This window comes from Streptomyces sp. NBC_01166 (assembly GCF_045039765.1).
Classification (GTDB): Bacteria; Actinomycetota; Actinomycetes; order Streptomycetales; family Streptomycetaceae; genus Streptomyces.
Genome location: NZ_CP108613.1, coordinates 6597437 through 6614162, shown reverse-complemented (window position 1 = coordinate 6614162; position 16726 = coordinate 6597437). Strand labels below are relative to the sequence as shown.

The 16726-nt window shown below is 71.7% G+C and carries 16 protein-coding genes; 7 read left to right on the top strand and 9 right to left on the bottom strand.

Going from position 1 to position 16726, the window contains the following annotated elements; all coding sequences use genetic code 11:
• Positions 1-130 precede the first annotated feature (130 nt).
• The 3 genes from OG379_RS30250 to OG379_RS30240 all read right to left on the bottom strand — a co-directional run bounded on the left by OG379_RS30250 (position 131) and on the right by OG379_RS30240 (position 2362).
• Complete coding sequence (locus tag OG379_RS30250) at positions 131-526, bottom strand: DUF4440 domain-containing protein (protein ID WP_405666147.1); 396 nt, start codon at positions 524-526, stop codon at positions 131-133.
• Positions 519-1067: a DUF1697 domain-containing protein gene (locus OG379_RS30245; protein ID WP_405666145.1), complete on the bottom strand. Its 549-nt coding sequence runs from the start codon at positions 1065-1067 to the stop codon at positions 519-521. The genes OG379_RS30250 and OG379_RS30245 overlap by 8 nt, the downstream gene beginning before the upstream one ends.
• Before the next feature lie 92 nt (positions 1068-1159).
• Positions 1160-2362: a S8 family peptidase gene (locus OG379_RS30240; protein WP_405666144.1), complete on the bottom strand. Its 1203-nt coding sequence runs from the start codon at positions 2360-2362 to the stop codon at positions 1160-1162.
• A 433-nt stretch (positions 2363-2795) separates the two neighbouring features.
• On the opposite strand from OG379_RS30240, the gene OG379_RS30235 reads away from it, so the two are divergent.
• The 4 genes from OG379_RS30235 to OG379_RS30220 all read left to right on the top strand — a co-directional run bounded on the left by OG379_RS30235 (position 2796) and on the right by OG379_RS30220 (position 8161).
• Positions 2796-4091 carry a nucleotide sugar dehydrogenase gene (locus tag OG379_RS30235; RefSeq protein WP_405666142.1) on the top strand — a complete coding sequence of 432 codons (1296 nt, stop codon included), beginning with the start codon at positions 2796-2798 and terminating at the stop codon, positions 4089-4091.
• Positions 4088-5026, top strand: a complete 939-nt coding sequence (locus OG379_RS30230; RefSeq protein ID WP_405666140.1) for a hypothetical protein — start codon at positions 4088-4090, stop codon at positions 5024-5026. Before OG379_RS30235 ends, OG379_RS30230 begins: the two co-directional genes overlap by 4 nt.
• A complete protein-coding gene (locus tag OG379_RS30225; RefSeq protein ID WP_405666139.1) occupies positions 5023-6510 on the top strand; it encodes a glycosyltransferase in 1488 nt (495 codons plus the stop codon). Before OG379_RS30230 ends, OG379_RS30225 begins: the two co-directional genes overlap by 4 nt.
• A gap of 100 nt (positions 6511-6610) precedes the next feature.
• Positions 6611-8161 (top strand): polysaccharide deacetylase family protein, encoded by a 1551-nt coding sequence (locus OG379_RS30220; RefSeq protein WP_405666137.1) that lies wholly within the window; start codon positions 6611-6613, stop codon positions 8159-8161.
• A gap of 27 nt (positions 8162-8188) precedes the next feature.
• Here OG379_RS30220 and mgt read toward each other — a convergent pair whose 3' ends face one another.
• The 4 genes from mgt to OG379_RS30200 form a co-directional block, all read right to left on the bottom strand.
• On the bottom strand, positions 8189-9397 hold the full coding sequence (mgt, locus tag OG379_RS30215; RefSeq protein ID WP_405666135.1) for a macrolide-inactivating glycosyltransferase: 1209 nt from the start codon (positions 9395-9397) through the stop codon (positions 8189-8191).
• Positions 9398-9462: 65 nt separating this feature from the next.
• Positions 9463-10758 (bottom strand): extracellular solute-binding protein, encoded by a 1296-nt coding sequence (locus tag OG379_RS30210; protein WP_405666133.1) that lies wholly within the window; start codon positions 10756-10758, stop codon positions 9463-9465.
• Positions 10758-11597, bottom strand: coding sequence for a carbohydrate ABC transporter permease (locus tag OG379_RS30205; protein ID WP_393764077.1), 840 nt, complete (start codon positions 11595-11597; stop codon positions 10758-10760). Before OG379_RS30205 ends, OG379_RS30210 begins: the two co-directional genes overlap by 1 nt.
• The gene (locus tag OG379_RS30200; protein WP_405666131.1) at positions 11594-12532 is read right to left on the bottom strand and encodes a carbohydrate ABC transporter permease; all 939 of its coding nucleotides are present in this window, start codon (positions 12530-12532) and stop codon (positions 11594-11596) included. Before OG379_RS30200 ends, OG379_RS30205 begins: the two co-directional genes overlap by 4 nt.
• A 126-nt stretch (positions 12533-12658) precedes the next feature.
• Between OG379_RS30200 and OG379_RS30195 the strand changes: the two genes are divergently transcribed.
• The 3 genes from OG379_RS30195 to OG379_RS30185 all read left to right on the top strand — a co-directional run bounded on the left by OG379_RS30195 (position 12659) and on the right by OG379_RS30185 (position 14571).
• On the top strand, positions 12659-13525 hold the full coding sequence (locus OG379_RS30195) for a phosphotransferase (RefSeq protein WP_405666129.1): 867 nt from the start codon (positions 12659-12661) through the stop codon (positions 13523-13525).
• An 88-nt stretch (positions 13526-13613) separates the two neighbouring features.
• Positions 13614-14126, top strand: coding sequence for a hypothetical protein (locus OG379_RS30190; RefSeq protein ID WP_405666128.1), 513 nt, complete (start codon positions 13614-13616; stop codon positions 14124-14126).
• A 46-nt stretch (positions 14127-14172) separates the two neighbouring features.
• Entirely contained in the window at positions 14173-14571 is a 399-nt protein-coding gene (locus OG379_RS30185) for a DUF4333 domain-containing protein (protein WP_405666127.1), read from the top strand.
• Here OG379_RS30185 and OG379_RS30180 read toward each other — a convergent pair.
• On the bottom strand, positions 14554-15315 hold the full coding sequence (locus OG379_RS30180) for a 3'-5' exonuclease (RefSeq protein ID WP_405666126.1): 762 nt from the start codon (positions 15313-15315) through the stop codon (positions 14554-14556). The genes OG379_RS30185 and OG379_RS30180 overlap by 18 nt on opposite strands.
• Before the next feature lie 78 nt (positions 15316-15393).
• Positions 15394-16626, bottom strand: a complete 1233-nt coding sequence (locus tag OG379_RS30175; RefSeq protein ID WP_393764090.1) for an SAV2148 family HEPN domain-containing protein — start codon at positions 16624-16626, stop codon at positions 15394-15396.
• Positions 16627-16726: the final 100 nt, after the last annotated feature.

Here is a 16726-nt window from a genome sequence, read left to right as displayed (position 1 = left end):
TGGCCGGAATCAGCCCCTCCGGCGAAAACCGGCCGGGCGCCGGGCACAGATCAGACCGGCGCGGCACTCTTGCGGGGCCGCCCGGGCGTGTGCTGCGGGGGGTGTGTGGGAACCGGCGGGAAGCGCCGGCTCAGACCTCGGCGAACGGATCGTCGATGAAGGGCGTCGCCTGGTGGAAGTAGAGCAGCCAGCCGTCCCCCGTCAGCCGCCACAGTGAACTGCGGTGGGACCGCAGGCCCTGGGACTCCGTGTCGAAGGTGAGGTGCACCAGGTCCGGTGCGAGCTGGTCCCCCCGCATCCGTGTTGCGGTGAGCGGGACGGGAGGCGGAGCACCCGGGCCCGCGTCCGTCTGCGTGAGCATGGCGATGATCGTGTCCCGCTGCCAGAGGCGGCCGCTGGTGCCGATCTCCCGGAAGTCCGGGTGCAGCAGCGTGGCCAGCACATCGGCGGAGGCCCGCACCACGGGGTCGAGGAGGCGGAGCTCGCCCTCGATGGCTGTGGCCACGGCGGGCGAGTACTCAGTCACGCGTCATCTCCACAAGCTTGACCACGGTGTTCCAGTTACGGCTCGTGGCGACGAGGCCACGGGTGAAGGCGGGCCGTCCGAGCGCCACGGCGAGCTTGGAGCGCCCGAGCCCGTCGGGCGCGTACAGATAGAGGGCGCGGTTCCCCAGCCGGAACTCTTCGGGGCGGAAGGCGTCGGCGTCGAGCGAGGCGAACCGCGCGGCGTCCACGGCCTGGTCGAAGTAGGTGACGTGCAGCTGCTTCGCCTCGAGCTCGGCTGCCGGAAAGGGACAGGCGTCGGCCACGCCCGCGAGATAGGCGCCCGAGCGGACGAGACAGTCGACCGGAAAGCCGAACCGTTCCTCGATCCCCCGCTCCAGCTCGGCGGCCAGGGCGCTCTCGTCGCCCGACGCACTGCGGAACACGGCGTTGCCGCTCTGCAGATGGGTGGCGACGTCCTCGTGCCCCAGCTCCCCGAGCAGCGTGCGGAGTTCCGCCATGGGAACCCGCCGGTGACCGCTGACGTTGACCCCGCGCAGCAGCGCCGCGTACATCGTGCTCATGCCCCCACCCTAGATCTTCCACCGGCAACGGCCGCCGCGCCCCGTGGGGGAGGGCGCGGCGGCCTCCTGCAGTCCTACCAGGCCTGCCCGGCCTATTCCACGATCTTCAGGAGCTTGTTCGCCGTGCCCTCGGTCGCGTTGGAGATGGCGTCCGGGGTGGCTCCGTCGGTCAGCGCCGTGGCGACCTCCTCGGGCGTGGCGTCCGGGTGTCCGCCGAGGTAGACGGCGGCGGCGCCGACGACGTGCGGCGTCGCCATGGACGTGCCCGAGATGGTGTTCGTGCCGTCGTCGCTGTCGTTCCAGTCCGACGTGATGTCGGAACCGGGGGCGTAGATGTCCACGACCGACCCGAAGTTGGAGAACGACGACTGCTCGTCGTCCACCGTGGACGAGGCGACGGTGATGGCCTCGGGGACGCGGGAGGGCGAGCCCTCGCCCGCGTCGCTCGACTCGTTGCCCGCGGCGACCGCGAAGGTGACGCCGGAGGCGATGGCCTTCTGTACGGCGGCGTCGAGGGCCGGGTCCGCGGATCCACCGAGGCTCATGTTGGCGACGGACGGGCCTTCGTGGTTCGCGGTGACCCAGTCGATGCCCGCGACGACCTGCTCGGTGGTGCCCGAACCCGCGTCGTCCAGGACGCGGACGGCCACGATCTTCGCCTTCTTGGCCACCCCGTGGGACGCGCCCGCGATGGTTCCGGCCACGTGGGTGCCGTGTCCGTTGCCGTCGTCGGCGTCGTCGTCGTTGTCAATGGCGTCGAAGCCCGAAGTGGCGCGGCCCTCGAAGTCCTTGTGGGTGACGCGGACACCGGTGTCGATGACGTACGCGGTGACGTCCCCGCCGGCGGCGTCCGGGTAGGTGTACGCGCCGTCACCGGCGGTCTCGGCCTGGTCGATCCGGTCCAGACCCCAGGACGGCGGGTTGTCCTGGGTGGCGTCGATGTGGAACTTCTTGTTCTGGACGACCTTGGAGACGGCCGGGTCGGCGGCGAGCCGCTTGGCCTCGGTCTCCGAAAGCCCGCTGGCCGAGAAGCCGTTGATGGCCGACTTGTAGTTCCGCCGGAGGGTGCCGCCGTACTCCTCGGCCAGGTCGGCCTTGTCGGCCTTCTGGTCCAGCATCACGATGTAGCTGCCGGAGACGGCTGTCGCCGCGTCCGCGCCGTAGACGGTGCCCGTCGCGGGCGCCGTGGCGGCTCCGGCGAACGGGGTGGTGAGCAGGGTGACACCGGCAGCCGCTGCCACTGCGGTTATCGCGGCGGTGAGCTTGACCGAACGCACACGCTTGTGAATTGCCATGAAGAGGGGTCTCCTCGTCATTCTTTTGTGGGGGGATTGGCCCTCGGCCGGAAGATCTCCGGGGGCTGCCTCGAAACACTGCTCGATTGACGCGCCCAGATCAAGACCTTCATGTAGCCGTCACGTACTCGGCAACCTTTCGTCACAGAAAACCTGCGCACTCCCCGCCATGTCGGGCAAACCGCCAGGCCTCCGACCGAACATGAGGACGTACACGGGTTCCGGTCGGGTGAACTTCGCACGATCGAGCACGCATAACCGCACTTCATTGCTAATGAGCGCGGGAACGGAATGTCATGTTTCGGTTGTGCACACCCCCAGCAACCCATCCCATTCCTCATGCGAGAACACGCGGCACGCCGCTTGTACGACAAGTGAGGGTGACGAGGCGTCAGTAAGCGCGGTACGCGCCGCCGTCGTGATTCCGGAGCCGGTGACCGCCGCGAGCCTGCCGTCCCAGGTCCAGCACGGCCGCCGCCCGACGGTCGCGGTCGTCGGCCTCGGTTACGTCGGACTGCCCACCGCGCTCTCCCTCCACGCGGCCGGCCACACGGTGGTCGGCGTGGACACCAGCGCGCCCCGGCTGCGGGACATCCGGTCCGGGCTGGTCGACCTGCTGCCCTCGCAGCACGGCAGGCTGGCCACGGCGCTCCAGGACGCGGACTTCCGGATGACGGCCGACCCCGCCGCGGTCGCGGGCACGGACGCGGTGATCATCTGCGTGCCGACCCCGGTCGACGGGGAGCTCGTGCCCGATCTGCGCGCGCTGACCGCCGCCTGCGCGTCGGTGGTGGCCCACGCCGTGCCGGGGCAGTTGCTGGTCCTCACCTCGACGACCTATGTCGGCACCACGCGTGACCTCCTCGTCGAGCCGCTCGCGGCACGGGGACTGCGGCCCGGCAGCGATGTCTTCGTGGCGTTCGCGCCCGAGCGGATCGACCCCGGGAACCCCGCCCACTCCCCCGACCGGACCCCGCGCGTCATCGGCGGCGTCACTCCCCGGTCCACCGAACTCGCCGCCTCCCTGCTGGCCGGAACCGCACCCTCCGTACACCGGGTGGACAGCCCAGAGGCAGCGGAGATGAGCAAGCTGTGGGAGAACACCTTCCGGGCGGTGAACATCGCACTGGCGAACGAACTGACGGAGAGCTGCCTGGAGTTCGCACTGGATCCGCGACAGGTCATCGAGGCCGCGGCCACCAAGCCGTACGGCTTCATGCCCTTCTACCCGGGCGCGGGCGTCGGCGGGCACTGCATCCCCTGCGACCCGCACTACCTGCTGTGGCAGTTGCGGGCGAGGAAGAGGACGTCCCCCCTGGTGGACACCGCGATGACGGCGATCGCCGAGCGGCCCGCCCGGGTCGCCGGGAAGGCGCGGGACGCCCTCGCGGCCGGCGGGCTGGAGACCGCCGGCTCCCGGGTGCTGATCCTGGGCGTGGCCTACAAGCCCGGCGTGGCGGATCTGCGCGAGAGCCCCGCCCTGGAGATCATGGACCGGCTCACGGCCTGGGGCGCCACCGTCGAGTACACGGACCCGCTGGTGCCGAGCCTGGACCGGCACGGCGTCGTACGGCGCAGTGTCGACGCCCCCGGAGCGCTGGACTGGGACCTGGTCGTCGTCCACACCGTGCATCCCGGGACCGACCTGGGCTGGCTGGACGGCGGCCCCGCCGTCCTGGACGTCACGCATCACCTGCCCACGGCCGCCGCCACCGGCGCCACCGTATGAACGCCTCCCCTGCCCCGAGCCGGCGCACGCTGCTCGCCGCCGCCGTCGCGGCCCCGGCCGCCGGGCTCGCCGGTGTCCTCACCTCGGACGGCCCGGATCCGGACACCGCCGGCAGGTCCTGGGACGGCAAGGCCGCGGGCGGTCCGGCGTCCGGGGGACCGGACCCGGGGGACGCGGATCCGGCAGCGCCCGCCGGTGGCCCCGGGACCCCTTTCCGCCCGGACTTCCCGGTGGAGGGGCTGGTCACCAACGAGTACGCCTACAGCCATCCGGACTCCGAGGACGCCCGCCTCTCGCACGACTGGATCGTCACCAGCGGTTCCCTGTTCGCGCACTGGGCCTTCGGCTGGACCGGCGTACCCGACAGCGAGGCGCCCGGCCCCGACTCGGGCCTGCACACGGGGTCGGCCGTCTTCCGGCTCGTGAGCCGCCGTCAGGACTTCGGCGACACCACCGTGCGGTCCTGGGTGTTCCTGAAGCCCCCGGGTGCCACCGGGCGCACCCCCGCACGCGACTGGGACGGCGGTCATCTCTGGCTCCGCCACCACAGCCCGCAGGAGCTGTACGCCCTGAGCTTCCGCCGCCGCGACGGCATGGCCGTTCTCAAGCGCAAATACCCGGCGCCGGGCCGGCCCGTGGACGAGGAGGGCGTCTACACCACGCTCGCGACGGCGGATCACGCCCTCGACTACAGCCGGTGGCACCAGATCTCGGCCACGGTGACCACCCGGGGCGACGACCGGGTCCGGATCACGCTGTCCCTGGACGGACGGACCGTCCTCGACGCGGAGGACCGGGAACCGGGCCGGCTGACGGAGGCGGGCGGTGTCGGGCTGCGCGGCGACAACACCGAGATGGCCTTCTTCGGCTTCACGGCGCGGGACCACACCGGCCGCCGACCCCCGCATCGCCCGGCGGAAGGGACGTACCGGTGAACGCCCTCCACCGGCCGCAGACCGGTACCCGCGCGCCTGCGCCGCACACCGCGCACGACACGGTGCCGGGCCCCCGCGGGATGCGGGCGCTCAAGCAACGGGTCACCCCCGCCGACCCCGCGCTCCGGCACGGGGTGCGCCGGCTGCTCGTCCTGCTCTGTCTGATGCCGCTCCTGGTCGTCCTGGCCCATCACGCCGTACGTCTGCCCCGTCTGAACCTGCCGGTCTGCTACGGGCTCGTCGTGCTGGCAGGCACGATCGCCCTGCTCTACGTCGCCTACAGCCGGTACGAGGACCCGGCCGAGGGCGAACTGCGGGTGCGGCCGGGCCCCGACGAGACCTTCCCGCCGCTGCCCGCCGACCCCCGGGTCTCGTTCCTGCTGGCCGTCAAGGACGAGGTGGACGGCATCGAGGCGTGCGTACGCTCCATGGCCGCCTCCGACTGCCCCGGGGTACGGATCATCGTGGTGGACGACCACTCCCAGGACGGGACGGGCGACGTGCTGCGCCGGCTCCGGGACGAGCTCGGCATCACCGTCATCCATCTGGACTCCAACGTCGGCAAGAAGCACGCGCTGGTCCGCGCCTGCGAGCTCGCCGACACAGAGATCATCGCCTTCACCGACTCCGACTGCGTCCTCGCCGCCGACGCCCTGCGCCGCTGTGTGCGCGCCCTGGTCACCCACCCCGAGCTGGGCGCCGTGAGCGGCCACTGCCGGGCCCTCAACACGGACGCCGGATTCCTGGCGCGGGCCCAGGACGTCTGGTACGAGGGCCAGTTCAGGGTGGCCAAGGCGGCCGAGGCGTCCTTCGGCTCGGTGTCCTGCGTCTCGGGACCGCTGGCCGTCTTCCGCCGGGACGCCGTCTACAACTACCTGCCCGCGTGGGCCGACGACCGGTTCATGGGCGCGCCGTTCCGTTTCGCCACGGACCGCCAGCTGACGGGCTACGTACTCGGACAGGCATGGAGGGGCGCGGCGCTCAAGCGCCGCTACGCCGGATCCCCGTTCGTCGAGGAGGACTTCGCCGAACGCCGCTGGCGCGTCGGGTACGTACGCTCCGCGCGGGTGTGGACCGATGTGCCCGCCCGGCTGGGCCCGCTCCTGCGGCAGCAGGTCCGCTGGAAGAAGAGCTTCATCCGCAACCTCTTCTTCACCGGCTCCTTCATGTGGCGCCGCGGGCCCGGGCCCGCGGCCCTCTACTACGGGCACGTGCTGTGGGTGCTCGCCGCACCGGTGATGGCGTTCCGCCATCTGTTCTGGGCGCCGGTGCACGGAGCCCTCTTCCTGACCCTGCTCTACTTCTGCGGAGTGATCCTCAAGGGCTGTGTCTGGGGGCTCGCGTACAGGATCGACCACCCCGGGGACACCCACTGGCGCTACCGGCCCCTCATGAGCCTGTTCTCGTCGGTGCTGCTCGCCTGGCTGCTGCCGTACTCCCTGCTCACCGTCCGGCGCGGCGTCTGGTCCAGGGGGGCGGCGTGAGAGACCTGGCCCGTCTGGCCGCCAGGGCGCTGGCCGCTCTGCTCAGCGCGGCCGCCGTCATCACCGTCTACCTTCTCGTGCTCTCCCGGGGGGCCCTGCCGTGACCCACTCCGCACCCAGACGGGCGCTGCTCGGGCTGCTCGCCGTGGCGATGGTCTGCGTGCCCTTCTACGGCGCATGGCGCTACGACGAGTTCCAGCGGGCCGTGGCGGCGCAGGAGGCCCCTCCCGGGCCCGGTCGCGCGGCCGCCGCGGGCGCGGGAGGGCCGGCCTCCGGGCGGCGGACGGAAGGCACCGCACCCGTCGTGCTGGCGTACCACGACATCGGCCGTGACAGCCGCAGCCGCTACACGGTGACCCCCGAGGCGTTCGACGCCCACCTCGCCGCCCTCGCGGCGGCGGGCTACCGCACGCTGAGCAGCGAGGAGTTCACCGCGTATCTGCGCGGAGGGCCTGCGCCGGGGCCCCGCTCGGTCTTCCTGACCTTCGACGACGGCGCCCACGGGCTGTGGGTGCACGCCGACCGCATCCTCGCCAGGTACCGCATGCGGGCGGCCGCCTTCCTCATCACCCGTGCGGTGGGGAGCCATCGCCCGTACTACCTCTCCTGGAAGGAGATCGGCCGTATGGCCCGGTCGGGGCGCTGGGACTTCGAGAACCACACGCACGACCTGCACCGGCGCGAGGCGGTGGACGCGGCGGGCCGCACGTCCTCCGCGCTCGCCTCCCGGCTGTGGCTGCCCGGCGAGGAGCGGCGCGAGACGGCGGAGGAGTACCGGCTGCGCATCGAGGCCGACCTGGACCGGTCGATCGGCGACATCACCCGCCGGGGACTGCCCAGGCCCCGGCTCTTCGCCTACCCCTTCTCCGAGACGAACGGGCACGTGTCGGCCCTGGCCACCAACCGCATGCTGCGTGCGGCACTCGCCGAGCGGTTCGTGGCCGCCCTGACCAACAGCTCCGGCCGTCCGCTGCCGGCCGGGCGCCGGGCGGCAGCCGCCGGTGAGGTGCAGCGGGTGGAGGTCACCGCCGGCACAGGCGTCCGCGAGCTGCTGGCCGGGGTCCGGCGCTGGACGTCGGTGTCCCCGGCCGACTGCCCGGCCCCGCTCACCCAGGTGCGGTCGTGGCGGCGTGACGGCCGTTGGCGCGCCCCCGGTCTCGGCGTGTTCACCGGCGCGGGCCCCTACCCCGGCCCCACGGGCTACGCCGCTGCCTCCTACCTGCCGACGGGGACGGCCGACTGGACCGGCTACGGAGTCGACTTCCGGGTGAGCGGGCTGCGGGAGTCGGAGAACAGCGCCGGCGTGATCGTGCGCCACGGCAGCCTCGACCCGCTCGAGGTGTCGCTCAGCTTCAGTTACGTCAGGCTGCGCGAGCACAGGGGCGGCCGGTGGCACGAGATCGGCCGCCGCACCCTGACCGACGCCTCGGCGCACCGGGTCAGGATCACCGTGGAGGACGGCCGGACCCTGGTCGCCGTCGACGGGAGGACGCAGATCAGACAGGCCGCGCGCGCGACCGGCGGCGACGCGACCGGGGGGATCGCCGTGAGCGTGCGTAACGGTGACCCCGACGGGGGCTGGCCGCGCTTCACCTCCCTGACGGTGCGTCCGTCGGCGGGCGCGGGGGCAGACGGGGCACGGCGCGGGTAGCGGCTCCTGCGGCCCCGTCGCTGCCGGTCAGCCCTGGCGGGCGGGGAGTTCGGCCTCGATGATGTCGGCTGCCCGCTTCGCCCCGCCCTCCCCCGCCATCTGCTCCCGGATCCGCGCCAGCCGCGCGGCCACGTCCGGGTCGTCCACCAGGGCGAGCACCGCGTCACGCAGGGACGCGGCGTCGGCCTCCTCCTTCGGCAGGTGCCGGGCGACGCCGATGGCCTGGAGCATGTCCGCGTTGCCGAACTGGTCGACGGCCTGCGGGACCGCCACCATGGGGGTGCCGGTGGCGAGCCCTTCCTGGCTGCCGCCCGCGCCCGCGTGGGTGATGAAGGCGTCCGCCTGCTTCAGCACGGACAGCTGCGGGACCCAGGAGTGCACCTCGACGCTGTCCGGTACGTCCCCGAGCTCCGCAGGGTCGACGTGGAGGCCGATCTGCAGCACCACGTGCCAGTCCGGCAGGTCGCCGAAGGCCTTGACGCACTCGCGGTAGAACGCGGGCTCGTTGGTGAACGACGAGCCGAGGGAGACCAGCAGGACCTTCGCGGCCCCGGCAGGCCGCTCCCACTCCCCCTGGTCGGCGCGCTCACCCTGGCAGGCGCCGACGAAGGTGAACCTCGCGTGGTCCACCCGGTCGGCGTTCGGCTGGAGTGCCTCGGGGATGAGCACCAGGCCGCGGCGCGGCCTGGCCACGAAGTCGTCGGACGAGAGGTCGCCCAGGCCGTTCTCCGCGAGCCAGGCCGCGAAGCGCGCGTAGTACGCCCGGCCCCGCTCGGTCTGCTTCAGCTCGGCGGTCGCGGGGTCCCCGACCTCTTTCTCGTACCCCTCCCAGGGAACCAGGTTGGGCCAGAGCTGGACGGCGGGCACTCCCCAGCGGTGGGCGAGGACCCGGGCCGGGTAGGAGGTGATGTCGTGCAGGACGAGGTCCGGTTCGTCGCCCTCGAAGGCGTCGGCGAGCTGCGGGAGGGCCTGGACCGCGTCCGCGAGGAACGGTTCGAGGTTGTCGATCAGCTCGGTCCCCCAGTCCTCCGGGTTGTCCTCGGTGGGCAGCACCGAGGTGTAGAGCACCGGTTCGGCTCCGGTAGCGGCGACCTTCTCGGCGAAGGAGGCCGGGATGGCGTAACTGACGCGGTGTCCACGGGCGACGAGCTCCCGGATCACTTCGAGGCTCGGGTTCACGTGCCCGTGGGCGGCGATGGAGAACATGGCGATGTGGGCACGCGAGGTCGATGTCATGCCCTCACCGTAAACGAGACGCAACGTCTCGTCCAGCCTATTTACCGGTCCGTGCCTGGCACGGCTCAGCGCTGATAGCGGGCCAGCACCCTGTTCCCGTCGTCGACCAGGCGTTTCCTCAGCTCCTCGGTGTCGATGGCCCCGCTGTAGTACTCCTGGAGCGCGGGCGTGGCGACCTTGTCCTTCCACTCGGGATAGCCGCGCACCGACTGCGCGGGTGCCGGGCGCAGCGACCGGGCGAGAGCGGTGCCCGTCGCCCAGCCGTTCTCCTCGGTGTGCAGTGCGGGATCCGCGAGCGCCTCGGTGCCGGTCGGCAGCATCCAGTCGCCCCTGGCCAGCCGCACCATGTTCGGTGGGCGCAGGAGGAAGTCGATGAACCGCGCGGCCTCCTTCTTGTGCGGGCTGTCCTCGGCTACCGAGAGGGTCTGCGGACTGACCCCCTGGGCGAGCCCTCCGCTGCCTGCCGGGGGGGGCAGCACCGTCCATTCGAAGCCCTCGGGGGCCTGCTCCACGACCTGCTGGCGGTAGGAGAAGCCCAGCGGGACCATGGCGTACTTGCCGCCGAAGAATCCGGGGAGCGTATCCGAGCCCCCCATGCCGAGCGCCGAACGCGCCGCGCTCCGGTCGGAGTTGCCCTGGTCCCGGACCGTACCGGGCATGATCTGGTCGCCCTCGTCGGACCGGATGGCCACCTTGCCGTCCGCGCTCCGGTGGAAGAGCTGCCCGCCGGCGGAGAGGCCCAGATTGAGGGTGACGGAGACCGGCTCCTTGAGCGGCCAGGCGACCCCGTACGTCCCCTTCTTCGTCAGCTTCTCGGTGACCTGCCGGAATTCCTCCCAGCTCCAGGGCTTGTCGGGGGTGGGTATCCGGACGCCCGAGGACGCGAGGATCTTCTTGTTGGCGATCAGGACCTTGGGCTCCTGGAGGAACGGCACTCCGTAGACGCCGTCGCCGAAGGTGGTGGTGGCCCAGGACTGCTGCGGGATGTCCTCGGTCAGCCGGTCCGGCAGCAAGGTCCGCAGATCGGCGAGGTATCCGCCGTACGCGAAGTCCGCGAGGTCGTCGGAGGCGTCGTGGATGATGTCGGGCGCCTCGCCGCCCTCGAAGGAGGTCAGCAGCTGGTCGTGGACGTTGTCCCAGCTGCCCTGGACGTAGTCCACCTGCACGTCGGGGTGGGCGGCGTTCCACTCGCGTACGAGCTGCTTGTTGGCGTCGACGGATTCCTTCTGCCAGGCGAGCGACTGGAAGCTGAGCCGGATCGTGCCGTCCGTGTCCGTACCGCCGCCCTCCCCCGAGCAGCCGGCCAGCAGGAGGACGAGGGCGGAGGTCACCGCGGCGAGGGCGGGCAGCCGGCGGCGCATCAGTGCTTCACCGCCCCGGCCGTGAGACCGCCCGTGATGCGCTTCTGGATGACCGCGAAGAGCACGAGCGAGGGAAGGGTGGCGAGGAAGGCGGCGGCGGCGAGCGGCCCGAGGTCGGCGACACCCTCCGCGCCGAGGAAGTGGGTGAGTACGACCGGCAAGGTCTGCTTCTCCGGTGTCTTGAGCAGGACGAGCGCGAAGAAGAACTCGTTCCATGCGGTGATGAACGCGAAGAGCGCGGTGGCGACGATCCCGGGAGCCAGCAGCGGCGCGGTGACCGAGATCAGGATCCGCGCCTTACCGGCCCCGTCGACGGCGGCGGCCTCCTCCAGCTCGGGCGGCACGGCCCGTACGTATCCGGCCAGCATCCAGAGCGCGAAGGGGAGCGACCAGACGACGTACACCAGGATCAGCCCCCACAGCGAGTTGATCAGGTGCAGGTACTTGAGGACCAGGAACAGCGGAATGATCACCAGGACGAAGGGGAACGCCTGGCTGACCACGACCCACCCGGTGGCTGCCGTGGACAGCCGCCCGCGATGACGGGCCATCACATAGGCCATGGGTGTGGCGATGACGACCGCGATCAGGGCGGCGCAGAGCGCCGCGGTGAGCGAGTTGGCCGCGGCCCGGAGCAGCGGCTGCTCGTCGAAGGCCTGCCGGAAGTTGTCCAGCGTCGGGTCCTCGGGGATCCACGTGGGGTGCAGCGAGCCGAGCTCACGGGCCGGCTTGAAGGCGGTGGAGATCAGCCAGAGGAAGGGGAACGCCAGGAAGACGAGGTAGCACAGGAGCGCGGCGTACTGCCCGGCGCGCGCGGTTCTGCCCGTACGGAGGCTCATGCGTCCTCGCCTCCCCCGAGCCGGCCGACGAGGTAGACGGCGAGGAGCACCGAGATGACGGCGACCATCACGCATCCCATCGCGGCGGCGTAGCCGAACTGTCCGTAGCGGAAGGCCTCTTCGTAGGCGAAGAGCATGGGAAGCCGGGTGCGGCCTCCCGGTCCTCCGCTGGTCAGGACGTAGACCAGGGCGAAGGAGTTGAAGTTCCAGATGAAGTTGAGCGCGCTGATGGCCAGCGCCACCGGGCGGATGGCGGGCCAGGTGACCGTGCGGAAGCGGCGCCAGGCTCCCGCTCCGTCGAGGGCGGCCGCCTCGTGGAGTTCGTGCGGGGTGTTCTGCAGCCCTGCCAGCAGCGCCACGGTGGTCTGCGGCATGCCGGCCCAGATCCCGACGACTATCACTGCGGGCAGAGCGGTGGCGAGACCGGTCAGCCAGTCCCTGCCGTCCCCCAGCCCGAGATCGCGGATGGTCTCGTTGAGGATGCCCGCGTCGGGGTTGTAGACCAGCCGCCACATGATGCCGACGACGACCTCGGGCATGGCCCAGGGAATGATCGCCAGGGCCCTGGCGAGCCAGCGCATCCGCAGGTTCGCGTTGAGCAGCAGGGCGAGACCGAGGGCCAGCACGAACTGCGGGACCGTGACCCCGACCGCCCACAGCAGGCCGATCCGGAACGAGTCCCAGAACAGGGTGTCGTGGAGCAGGTCCTGGAAGTTGAGGACCCCGATCCACTGGGTGGAGCGGGTCCGGCCCGACTGGGCGTCGGTGAAGGCCAGCAGGATGCCGTAGACCAGGGGACCGACGCTCAGGATCAGGATCGGGATCAGTGCGGGCAGCACCAGGAACCAGGTGGCGCCGTCCCGTCGGCGGCCCTCATCCCGTCCGCCCTGTGGGCTCTTACGCCCGGACCGCTCCGTTGCGGCCGTCAATGTCATGAATTCGACCCCTTTTACTTCCTTGGATCGGTTTCATCCCCGTATCGCCGCCCGGGCGGCCCCCGTCATCGTGCTGACGGGCCGCCCGTTCGTCAAGGTGGCCTGCGCGGATGAGAAAATCGAGCCATGGACGACATGCGTGCGCGCGAGGTACTGACGGCCGCCGGACTGCCCGCCGGCGCGGAGCTCCTCGCGCTCGGCGAGAACGCGGTGTTCGGCCTCGGCGACCTGGTGGTCAAGGTCGGCCGGGACTCGACACACCACCCGGAGCTCCGGGAACGGGCCGAGCGCGAGGTGGCCGTCGCCCTGTGGCTCGCCGAATCGGGCGTACCCGCCGTACGGGCCGCCGAACCTCTGGCCCGCCTGGTCGAGGGCCACCCCGTGACCCTGTGGCACCGGCTGCCCGACGCCGTGCGCCCCTCCGAACCGCGCGATCTTGCCCCGCTGCTCACCCAGGTGCACGCGCTCCCCGCCCCGGAGGGCTTCACGCTGCCGCGGCGTGAGCTGCTCGGCGGTGTCGAGCGCTGGCTGCGTCTGGCGGGCGACGCGATCGATCCGGCCGACGCCGACTATCTCCGCGGCCGGCGCGACGGGTTCGCCAAGGCCGCGGCGGCGCTCGCCCCGCACCTGGCGCCGGGACCCATCCACGGCGACGCGCTCCCCCGCAATGTCCACGTCGGCCCGGACGGGCCGGTGCTGGTCGACCTGGAGACCTTCTCCGCCGACCTGCGCGAGCACGACCTGGTGGTCCTCGCGCTCTCCCGCGACCGGTACGGCCTGCCCGCGCAGGCCTACGACGCGTTCACGGAGGCGTACGGCTGGGACGTACGCGCCTGGGAAGGGTGCGCGGTGCTGCGCGGCGCCCGCGAGACGGCGAGCTGCGCCTGGGTGTCCCAGCACGCCCCGGCCAACCCGAAGGCGCTGGCGGAGTTCCGGCGCAGGGTGGCGTCTCTGCGCGAGGACGACCCCGAGGTGCGCTGGTATCCGTTCTGAACCGCACCCCGTCCGAACCGCATCCCCGTCGCGCACGGCCCCGGATGCACGTGGCATAGCCCGGATGCACGTGGCATAGGTTGACCGCATGGGAATCCTCGACAAGCTCACCGGAACCAGGCACCCCGAGGACGGGGCGGAGCCACGTCCGGCGGAGGAGCTGCGGGGTGCCCTGCTCGCTCTCAACCGGCCCGACGTCCCCTACGTCATCCGTGACGGCGCGTCGGACGGCGCGGACCTGGTGGCGGAGTGGCGGATCGCCGAGCCCGCCTGGCAGACCTTCTTCATCGGGTCCCAGCTGACGCACGCCATCCGGATCCGGATGCGCCTGGCCGAGGAGAGCCATGAGGTGCGGGCCGTCGAGGAGCAGTGGGAGGTCACCCGCGTCGGCAATCCCCCTCGGCTCCGGACGTCGGCGGAGTACGGGCGCGGCTCGGGCAGGACCGTGTCCCGCCGCTGGTCGCTCCAGCGCGGGGAGAACGGCCGCCTCCAGGCGACGGAGACGTTCAGCTTCGACAGCGCGGAGCTGACCGGACCGTTGCGGAACACCACCCTCACGTCCGGCTGGACCTGGCGCGGAGTGCTCTTCGGGAAGCTGTGAGCCGGCCGGATCCGGACGCCCCGCATCGGCCGCACCCGCGCCACGTATGCTTCCGGCCACTGCCTCGGACATTCGGAACTGGAGCTCCCCCCATGGCCATCCCCGCTCGACCGCGGCGACATGGAGCCTCTCGGCCCTGGCGGCCGGCCTGCTGCTCGTCGGCTGCTCGGCCTCGGTCGACGTCGGGAGCTCCGAGCCGAAGATGTCCGCGGACAAGCTGGCCGACACGGTGGCCGAGAAGCTGGCGAGCACCATGAACCAGCCGAAGCCGGACGTCACCTGCCCCGAGGACCTCGCCGGGAAGACCGGCACCACCACGCGGTGCACCCTCACGGCGGACGACGGCAGCACCCTGGGCGTGTCCGTCACCGTGACCTCGGTCGACGGCGACCGGATCGACTTCGACATCAAGGCCGACGAAACGGCTTCACCGGCTCCGAACTGACGCCCCCGCATCACTCCCGCCCGGCTGCGGCTCGCGCCTCCGGGGGATGAGCGGCCAGGCGGCTTCCACGACGGCCGCAGGATCCGCCGTGCGCCGCAGATAGGCCTGCAGGGAGAGCGACTGCTCGGCCGCCGCGTGCACCTGGAGGCCGTGCAGGTCCTCCAGCGGCATCACTCCGACAGGCTGGTGCCTCTCCCCCATCCGCCGCACCACCCGGGCCGCGGCCACGGCGTCCGCCCTCGCGTCGTGCGCGTCCTCCAGCGACACCCCGTAGTGGGCGCACAGCGCGTGGAGGGCGCGCCTCCCCTTGCGGTACTTGTCGACATGCTTGTCGATCACCAACGGGTCGATGACGGGCGAGGGCGCGTCCCCCAGCCGCTCGCTGACCGACTCCACGCCGTACCTCCGGCACTCACGGTCGAGCAGGGAGAGGTCGTAGCGCGCGTTCATCACCACCAGCGGCGTCCCCGAGCGCAGCCCGTCGGCGACGGCCCGGGTGATCTCCTCGATCGCGGAGGCGGCCGGCATCCCGTGCTCGCGGGCGCTTTCGGTCGAGATGCCGTGGATCGCCGATGCCTGCTCCGGTATGGCGACACCGGGATCCAGCAGCCAGGTCCGCTCCTCCGAGACGGATCCGTCCGCCTCCAGCCGGACGACCGCCGCCGTCACGATGCGGTCGGTCTCGACGTCCGTCCCCGTGGTCTCCAGGTCGAAAGCCAGCAGCGGCCCGCTGATCCAGCTCATCCCGTACCTCCTTCTGTGGTGCGTTCCCCCAAGTGATGACCACCTTCGCACGCACCACTGACAACGCTGGAAGGGGCGTCAGGAGACGGGCCTGGAGTCCGTCCAGACCGACTCGAACTCCTCGCGGTACGTCTCGAAGAGGCCGTGCTCGCTGTCCTGCCCCGCCCTGACCACCGCACGCCCCCCGCCACGCAGCACCAGCACGGGCGCCTCCATGCCGCGTGCGCGCCGCAGATACGGCTGGACGACCCCGACCGCGTCGGGTCCGTCGCCGTCCACGAGGTACGCCGTGAAGCGCGGCGTCTCGTCGAAGACGTGGATCTGGAAGGCGCCCGGGTCGCGGAGCTTTGAGCGGACCCGGCGCATGTGGAGGATGTTCATCTCGACGGAGCGGCTCAGTTCGCCCTTCTTGAGGCCCAGTTCGCGCTCCCGGCGCTTGACCGCGCTGCTCGCCGGATTGATGAACAGCAGCCGGACCCGGCAGCCCGACTCGGCGAGGCGCACCAGCCGGCGCCCCGAGAAGTTCTGCGTGAGGAGGTTGAGCCCGATGCCGATCGCGTCCAGCCGGCGCGCGCTCCCGAACAGGTCCTCGGCGGGCAGCTGACGCTGCAGCCGCACCCGGTCCGGATGGACGGAGACCACGTCGGCGTAGCGGTCGCCGACCAGTTCCTCCACGGCGTCCACCGGCAGCCGGTCGGCGGAGGGGACGGCCGCGCCGCTGCCGAGGATCTCCAGGAGCCGCGCGGAGGCGCGTTCGGCCTGCGCCAGGACCGCCTCGTTGAGCGCGCGGTTGCGGGAGACGACGTTGCGCGCCACCTCCAGCTCGTCCAGCGCGAGCTCCACCTCGCGGCGGTCGTCGAAGTACGGCTCGAAGCAGGGCCAGTGCTGGACCATCAGCTCACGCAACTGCGGCAGCGTGAGAAAGCTCAGGACGTTGTCGTCGGCCGGGTCGAGCAGATAGCCCTTGCGGCGCGAGACCTCCCGGACCGCGACGGCGCGCTGCACCCACTCCTGCCCCGCGGGCCCCGCGGCGGCCACCACCCAGTCCTCGCCGTGCACCGGTTCGTAGATCGGCCGGATCACGGCGGAGACCACGGCGCGCAGCCGCTGTTCCACCAGATTCAGCCAGATGTACGCCCGCCCGGCGCGCTGGGCGCGTGTGCGCACCTCGTTCCAGGCATCCGCTCCCCAGTTCAGATCGGCACCGATCTCCATGGGCTGTGCGAGGGAGACAGCCCCTGGCGGGGCATCGGTCGATTCCCCCTCGTGACCCGCGTCACCTGGGGGCAGCTCGAACCCTCCCGAGCTCACCCGTGTACCGCCTTCCGCTCCCCCACCAACGATCAAGGAAGGGTACTCCGGTACCGGGAGCCGGTGCAGCAGGATGCACAGGCTCCTTACTCAACTCCCC